Consider the following 3,372-nt stretch of genomic DNA (forward strand, 5'->3'; position numbering starts at 1 on the left):
ACGGGGTAGTCGTCCTTTTCGTGCAAAATCTTACGGTTTCCTCCAGATTTTCCTTGTGAATCAATGGGTTGAAAATCCGCCGATTTCGCAAGAGCCATCCTTTTTGTGCAAAACCTTACGCATTCAAGCTGCCGGACCAGCCACGCCGAGCTGTGTCCGATAGTCGGCCAGCAACTGCTGCTGGGCGTCGAGCCGTCCGGTGACCTTGGCCAACTCGCCGGCCAGGCGCTCGCGCGCGGCACGCTCGGCGGTTAGCTCGTCCGCTTGCTGCTGGACCGCGGAGCGCAGGGCATCGCGTTCGGCTTCCGCACGGGCTTGATCGACGCGAGCTTGGTTCAGCCCGGCATGTGCCTGTTCCGCCTGCGTCTCCAGGCCGCGGCTGCGTTTGGCCGAGGCGGCAATCTCCGCGACCAGCCGTGCGCCGTCCTTGTTCAGTTGCGTGATCTCCCCCTGCTTGACGATCAGCGCCTGATTGGCTTGCCGGGTTTCTGCCTGCAGTTGTTGGACCTGCTGCTCGTGCCGGCGTGCCTCCTGATCGCGCTGCTCTTTGCTGGCGTTGCGGAAGTGTTCCAGTGCTTGGTGTGCGTGCTGCAGCTTCTCCTCCAGCGAGCGCCGGAAGCCTTCGTGTTCGGCCAGCCGTTCGGTGAGATCCTGGACCTGCTGCGCCAGCCGTTCGGCCTCCAGGGCCCGCTGCTGCAGCGCCGTCTGCGTGTCGCTGTGCGCGGCCCGCACTTCGGCAACGGTGGCATGCGCCTGCGCCAGTTCGGCGCGAAGTGCGACGAGATCAGCGGACAGCTTGTCGGCTTCCGCTCGGACCTGCTGCCGCTGTGCGGTGGCGGCCGCGACCTGCTGGTCGACCACTGCCTGCGCTTCTTCGTGCAGCCGTGCCGCCAGCCTGCCTACCAGATCCAGGATGGCATCGGAGGTCGAGCCGGCCCGCTGGAGCGCCCCGCCTTCCTCTTCTTCCAGTTCCTTGAGATAGCGGTGAATCGTCGTTTTCGAGCCGGTATTGCCCAGCGCGATACGTATTGCATCGATCGACGGATGCTGCCCCTGGGCCATCAACGAATCGCGGGCGCGTTTGACATCCAGACGGCTTAGACCGGCACGGGCCATGGTGCTCCTATAATTTGATACCGTATTACGTACTATGTATATACATACCAAATGGAGCCGTCAAGCAAGCGGATTCTCGTCGATTTTTGACAGGTGATAATGGCAGATTATCACGTGTGAGGCCCTGGCGAGAGGCTCTCCAACCGGCCCGCTAGTACGAAATGGCTCACAGCCTCTGGGCAACCTTCCGCGGTCTCGACCGGCCCGGGCGTTGTTGCACCTGGGCAACTCTTGACGAATGCCCCTTACCGGCAAGATCGTGCGCCCGCACACCTGCTCGCGATCTACGGCGCCATACGGACCCGATCACGGAGAAGTTCAGGCAGCTGGGCGGCGCAGAGCGCCCTGCAGCTCCTCACGAATAGCCCCGGACGTGGAGCGATTCGAGGTGGCGAAACGCACAAGAGGATTCCGAAATGGTCATGGAGGCCAGACAAGCGCGACAATACGCATCCGCACCATCGCTATTTGCTCCCCTTGGCCATGCACGACGTCGACCGATACCTGGAAGCCGCCACCCGCGACAACACGCGGCGAAGCTACCAGGCAGCCATTCGTCATTTCGAGGTCGAATGGGGTGGTTTTCTGCGGCTAGCGCCGACAGCATCGCGCGTTACCTGGCCGAGCACGCGCAGACGCTATCTATCAACACCCTGCGTCAGCGCCTGGCTGCAATCGCACAATGGCACGTCTCGCAAGGCTTCCCAGATCCGAACCGGGCGCCACACGTGCGGAAGGTGCTCAAGGGCATCCAGGCATTGCACCCCGCACAAGAGCGGCGCGCCAAGCCGCTGCAGCTCGCTCAGTTCGAGCAACTGGTGGTGTGGCTCGACGCCCAAATTGCTGCGGCCTCGATGACAGGCAATGACCACCACCTCCAGGTCCTGGCGCGCAACAAGGCCCTGGTGCTGATTGGCTTCTGGCGGGGCTTCCGGTCGGACGAATTGAGCCGGCTGCAGATCGAGCACATCACCGTCGAGCCCGGCCGGGGCATGACGATCTTCCTGCCGCACACCAAGACGGACCGCAACCACGCCGGCACGACGCACAAGGCGCCTGCCTTGTCGCGCCTCTGCCCGGTGGCTGCCTATGTGGCTTGGTTGGCCGCGTCAGGCTTGGCAGCGGGCCCTGTGTTTCGGCGGATCGATCGCTGGGGACGGATCGCCGAAGCGGGGCTGCAAGCCAGCAGCGTCGTGCCCTTGCTGCGCAAGCTGTTCCAGGATGCGGGGCTGCTGCAGGCGGACCGCTACAGCAGCCACTCGCTGCGGCGCGGCTTTGCCACCTGGGCAAACGCGAACCAGTGGGACCTCAAGATGCTGATGGAATACGTCGGCTGGAAGGATGTCCGCTCGGCCATGCGCTACATCGACGCGGCAGACCCATTCGCGCAGCACCGTATCGAAGCAGCGCTGGCACCGCCACCAGCCACCCTACCGTCGGCGCCGCCGCCCGAGCGACGTCCCACGGTTCCGCCCAAGCCCGTGCCTGAAACGCGGTTGACGGTTGACCTATACATCGAGCGCAACAGCAAATTCGTGCGCGGCAAGTCGAAGGCGCGCCGCTGGATCGAGCAGTTCTGCCTGTCCCAGTACCAGATGCGCGTCTTCGAGCAGCGCCGCCCCCGCTATGAAATCGTCATGCCGTTCACCGCAGGGCCGGAGCTGGAGAAAGCCATCGAGGTGCTGCTCGCGGACATGCACGAAAACGCGGACCTCTGCAATTGCTTCATTGAGGTGACGTTGCACGATCCGCTGACCGATACTCACTGGAGCTGATCAGTCTGGCTCCGGAGGGTCCGTTCTTCTTGCTACACCGCACGCCGCTGCGGTGCCACCTCAAGCAGGCTGTCTTGATACAGGTGGATCGGAAAGCTCATGATGCCCCGGAAATTCACATGCGCGAAATGTGCGGGCCCCATGCGGCGCAGCCAGTCATCTTCAATCCGTTGCCCCTTGCGGCGCCAAGCATCGGCCGTCGTTTGCATGCGCTGGGTGTTCCAGGCAATCACCAGATTCGTCAGCAGCGTCAGCGATCCGGAAATCGCGATCATTTCGTCCTGACGGCGCCCGCGATCATGGTGTACCTTGCTCGAGTAAATGGCACGCTGGAGCTGGTGCACCGACTCCCCCCGGTTGAGCAGCGTGCGCAGCTCCCGACGAAACTCGATGTTGCTGAAAAAATCGCACAAGAAGAGTGTGCGCAGCATCTTGCCCAGATGATCAGCTGCCCGATGAATAGGGTCGCCTTGGGCGGCGC

At 63.1% G+C, this 3,372-nt stretch carries 3 protein-coding genes; 1 reads left to right on the forward strand and 2 read right to left on the reverse strand.

Going from position 1 to position 3,372, the window contains the following annotated elements:
- Nucleotides 1-123: 123 nt before the first annotated feature.
- A complete protein-coding gene (locus MKD38_RS30310; RefSeq protein WP_012354504.1) occupies nt 124-1,116 on the reverse strand; it encodes a DNA-binding protein in 993 nt (330 codons plus the stop codon).
- Between the two features lie 572 nt (nt 1,117-1,688).
- Between MKD38_RS30310 and MKD38_RS30315 the strand changes: the two genes are divergently transcribed.
- Entirely contained in the window at nt 1,689-2,891 is a 1,203-nt protein-coding gene (locus MKD38_RS30315; RefSeq protein ID WP_240619770.1) for a site-specific integrase, read from the forward strand.
- A 32-nt stretch (nt 2,892-2,923) separates the two neighbouring features.
- Here MKD38_RS30315 and MKD38_RS30320 read toward each other — a convergent pair.
- A partial coding sequence (locus MKD38_RS30320; RefSeq protein WP_252682416.1) for a Tn3 family transposase occupies nt 2,924-3,372 on the reverse strand: 449 nt, incomplete at its 5' end.

It is taken from the genome of Cupriavidus sp. WGlv3 (assembly GCF_023952475.1).
Lineage (GTDB): Bacteria > Pseudomonadota > Gammaproteobacteria > Burkholderiales > Burkholderiaceae > Cupriavidus > Cupriavidus phytorum.